Here is a 3,665-nt window from a genome sequence, read left to right on the forward strand (position 1 = left end):
GGGTGTAGTTCATCGGAGCCAGCAGTTAAAACATACTTAATTCCGAACTATGACACTGATCAGTTTATGACGTATGCCAATAAATCACAGCCGCTAGTCATTGTGAGGCCTGTAGAAGTAAGTGCGCATTTGAATAGTACAGGTCTTGTTTATCAAGTGAGTGATACCGAAATCGTTCAAGCTCAGCAAAACCTTTGGGCTGAAAATCTTACTGTACAGTTAACTCGATTGATTACGAGTGATTTAAGGCGGAAGCAATCACGTTATTGGTTTGATGAGCTTACGCCAGCAATTGGATCGGTAGGTTTGCCTAAGCTGCAGGTTAAATTTACGGCGTTTAATGGGCACTTTTCAGGGTTGGCAAAATTAAAAGGGCAATGGATAGTGATTAATCAAGCTGGCGATGTGATTTCTCGGCAGCCATTTTTTATTCAAGTTCCACTAGAAGAAGCTGGATACAACGCGCAAGTCAAAGCACTTTCAGTTGGTGTTGATAGGCTAACAGAACAAATTAGCCAGAATATCGGACAGATATCCCTTTAAATATCGGTCAAAGCGGCATTAGTGGCATCATTCCGTATCTGTTCCAATGATATTTAGGCGTTCCACTTTCCTCTCTCACACCTATAAATGAGGGTAAGAGAGGAAAATGAGTACTAGCGTTGCCCGTGTTTGTAATAGCCATTAATCCAACATTCAGGTAATTCTTCACCTGAAGGGAAGGCTAATTGCTGTTTATCTATATTCACCGGATCAGCTAAATCCTCTCCTGATTGATACTGTACGGTGACATGTTGAGAAAAGGGATTAATTAACGAAGACATGTCAACGACGTCAACTAAATCACCCGTTCGAGATTCTTTCAAAAACATTGCTTTCATCTCCTAGTGAGAAACATAAAACATAAAACATAAAACATAAAAGGACGTTATTGTGAGAGTGCAAAGCAGCTCTTATCAATAACTGCACCTATCTGTTTTGGTTTAAGTATGGCTGATTTTTCCTTTATTGGATGCTTGTGCTTATCATGTGAAACCGGTCGCTAAGTGATCTGTGGCATTTTGTTAAGGTCGATACTTGGGTAGAAAAGTGCCTTGGAGTTGCTGATGTATAAGGCTTATTTAAGGTTGGTATTGATGATGGGTTATTATAATAGGGATTAGAATGGCAGAATATTACTGGGGAATCGATCTTGGCGGTACAAAAATTGAGTGCGCGGTGTTGTCTTATAAAGATGATAAATGTGTGCTTAGAGAGCGCATTGCCACAGAAGGTGAACAAGGCTATCAGCATGTACTTGGTCAGATAAAAAAGTTGGTCGACCGCTGTACGGCGCTAATTGGTGAACAACCTTATGCGATAGGATTCGGAACACCCGGAACATTAGATCCATCCGCACAAACCATGAAGAATTGTAATTCAACACACCTTAATGGCCAGCCATTACACCACGATCTTGAAGCCTTATTAGGGGTAACTGTTCGTTTAGCCAATGATGCTAACTGCTTTGCTTTGGCTGAAACTCACCTAGGTGCCGTTAAGCAAAGTGAAATCAAAGCTGAAACAGTATTTGGTATCATCATGGGGACAGGTGTCGGTGCGGGCATTGTAGTAAATGGACATATTCTGAATGGCCGCCATGGTATTGCTGGTGAATGGGGGCATAATTTGCTTGAATCCGGTGGTAGACATTGTTACTGCGGAAAGACAGGTTGTGTCGAAACAGTATTATCAGGTAAGGCGCTTGAACGTTATTACACGTCGCAAACTGGAGAGACATTGTCGTTACCTGAAATCGTAGTGTTATCTCAACAGGGTAACGTAAATGCATTGCAAACACTTGAAAGGCTCTATGCTAACTTTGGTATTGCAGTCGCTTCAATCATCAATGTGTTAGACCCTGATGTTATCGTCATTGGTGGCGGGGTTGGTAACATTGACGGGTTATATACCGAAGGTAAAAAAGCAATTTTGCCCCATTTATTTAATCCAGAAGTGAAGACTAAAATAATGAAACCGTTGCTTGGGGATAGTGCTGGTGTGTTTGGCGCAGCGATGCTTGTGAAGTGATATGAATCAGTAGATAGAAAGCACTTAGCACAGCCTGCTAAGTGCTTTAAAGTAGTCGCTAGAACACAAAGTTAAGCATTAACGTAAATACATTGGCGTCTTTATCTTCACCTGTTATTTTAGATGGGAAAATAAACTGGCCAGTGTCAAAGTCATCATAATCACCTTGTCTCATGTAGATACCTTGCCACTCTGCGTTTACAGAAATTGAATAGGTGAGATCATAACGAACACCAGCGGTAAGGCTATTTGTTTTTCTGCGGTCGTGGCTTTCACCGTAAACAAGATACGGTGTAAATTTATCTAAATGATAAGCTCCGCTGACGTACCAATTAGTTTGAATCTTGTCTGCTTGAACTTCAGCCATGAACTGCCAGTTATCAAGCGAGTATTCACCACCTAGTGTATAAATGTTTAGAGTTTCTTCTTTAGGCGAGGGCACCATCGAGTATTTTGTATTCATATAGCCGAAATGAACACGGTAGTTAAATCCGCTGACTTCGGCGGCAAGACCTGCCATATGCTTAGTGTCAAAAGTCAGTGTTGTAGAGCCAAGATCGACTTTATTGTCTCTTTCAAAACCATAATAAGGCGATAAAGTGAGTACTGCTTCGTCATTGAGCTCATAGCGCCATGAAGCCGATAGGCCGTCGAAATAAGTAAATCCGAGAATACTATCGTAGACTTCTTGCGGTGGCCTAGCCCATGGATAGGCTTGGCCAACGTAGTAATATTCTGAGATTAAAAATAAGGGGATCCGTAATCGGCCGCCTTTGAATGTTAGGTCGTTATAGTCATATGACACATAAGCCCACTCAAGCTCGGGATCAGACCAATCATCCTGTGGACGTTTTACGACTTGTACCGATGCATGTATGTCATCGGTTACATGTAAATCGGCTTGGAGGCCAAAGGTGGTGTCACAGTCATAACAGGTATCGTCTGTTATTTCACGATTGACAAAGAGAGGGACTGAGTTGTCTGATTTCGTGATAGATGTCGAACCAAAACCACTAATTGACAGGTTATCCGTAACATTTATCGCCGCTAAGCTTGCTATAGGAGAAACAAGCAGAGGCAGCGAAAAGAGAAGACGTTTTTTCATTTTACTCTCCTTGTAAAACCGTAATTAGAATATTCGCATTTTCTGGCACAGCATTAACTGGCGCGTAGGCAATACCATTTGGATTGTTATTTAACCATTCTAAAATTTCTTTAATGTCATCGCTGCTTAATTCTTCCGGTGGTGTTCCCTTCCCCGAAAATGACTGGCTAGCCCAATACCCATTCATTTGAGATATCGATTTACCTAATAACATATTATAAAAATCTTCACGGAGAATAGAGCTTTCTGGTAAATCAACTAAGATGATCTTGATACTGCCATTTAATTTTTTTGTTTTTCCTTTATATAACATCCTTGTTTTACTTTTGCTCAACGCTGGGATGTCTTTATTCATAGAAAACACGGCAAACTCAACTTCATTACCTTCAGATGCATAAGATGAAAAACTCATTACTGATAGGTAAGTAAATAGAAGGAGTCTGATAAAATTTGATTTAAAATTCAATCCATTGTTCATTAATTTAAATTC

The 3,665-nt window shown here is 40.5% G+C and carries 5 protein-coding genes; 2 read left to right on the forward strand and 3 right to left on the reverse strand.

The window, feature by feature from the left end; genetic code table 11:
* The coding region (locus L4D09_RS28535) for a PqiC family protein (RefSeq protein ID WP_428460910.1) at positions 1-543 on the forward strand (543 nt) is incomplete at its 5' end.
* A 113-nt stretch (positions 544-656) separates the two neighbouring features.
* Here L4D09_RS28535 and L4D09_RS28540 read toward each other — a convergent pair.
* A complete protein-coding gene (locus L4D09_RS28540) occupies positions 657-872 on the reverse strand; it encodes an acetyltransferase (protein WP_428460911.1) in 216 nt (71 codons plus the stop codon).
* Positions 873-1,164: 292 nt separating this feature from the next.
* Here L4D09_RS28540 and L4D09_RS28545 point away from each other — a divergent pair, with 292 nt between their 5' ends.
* Positions 1,165-2,070: an ROK family protein gene (locus L4D09_RS28545; RefSeq protein ID WP_428460912.1), complete on the forward strand. Its 906-nt coding sequence runs from the start codon at positions 1,165-1,167 to the stop codon at positions 2,068-2,070.
* 58 nt (positions 2,071-2,128) lie between these two features.
* Here the strand turns inward: L4D09_RS28545 and L4D09_RS28550 are convergent, their stop codons facing one another.
* Together L4D09_RS28550 and L4D09_RS28555 are read right to left on the reverse strand one after the other, a co-directional pair.
* Positions 2,129-3,175: a porin gene (locus tag L4D09_RS28550; RefSeq protein WP_428460913.1), complete on the reverse strand. Its 1,047-nt coding sequence runs from the start codon at positions 3,173-3,175 to the stop codon at positions 2,129-2,131.
* A 1-nt stretch (position 3,176) separates the two neighbouring features.
* Positions 3,177-3,653 carry a hypothetical protein gene (locus L4D09_RS28555; RefSeq protein ID WP_428460914.1) on the reverse strand — a complete coding sequence of 159 codons (477 nt, stop codon included), beginning with the start codon at positions 3,651-3,653 and terminating at the stop codon, positions 3,177-3,179.
* Between the last annotated feature and the right edge of the window lie 12 nt (positions 3,654-3,665).

The sequence above is a fragment of the Photobacterium makurazakiensis genome (genome assembly GCF_050336715.1).
GTDB classification, from domain to species: Bacteria; Pseudomonadota; Gammaproteobacteria; order Enterobacterales; family Vibrionaceae; genus Photobacterium; species Photobacterium makurazakiensis.

What these genes read in the sequence shown, in the direction of transcription:
- L4D09_RS28545 (WP_428460912.1), top strand. Translation starts at nt 1,165, where the DNA reads ATGGCAGAATATTACTGGGGAATCGATCTTGGCGGTACAAAAATTGAG.
- L4D09_RS28540 (WP_428460911.1), bottom strand. Translation starts at nt 872, where the DNA reads ATGTTTTTGAAAGAATCTCGAACGGGTGATTTAGTTGACGTCGTTGAC.
- L4D09_RS28555 (WP_428460914.1), bottom strand. Translation starts at nt 3,653, where the DNA reads ATGAACAATGGATTGAATTTTAAATCAAATTTTATCAGACTCCTTCTA.
- L4D09_RS28550 (WP_428460913.1), bottom strand. Translation starts at nt 3,175, where the DNA reads ATGAAAAAACGTCTTCTCTTTTCGCTGCCTCTGCTTGTTTCTCCTATA.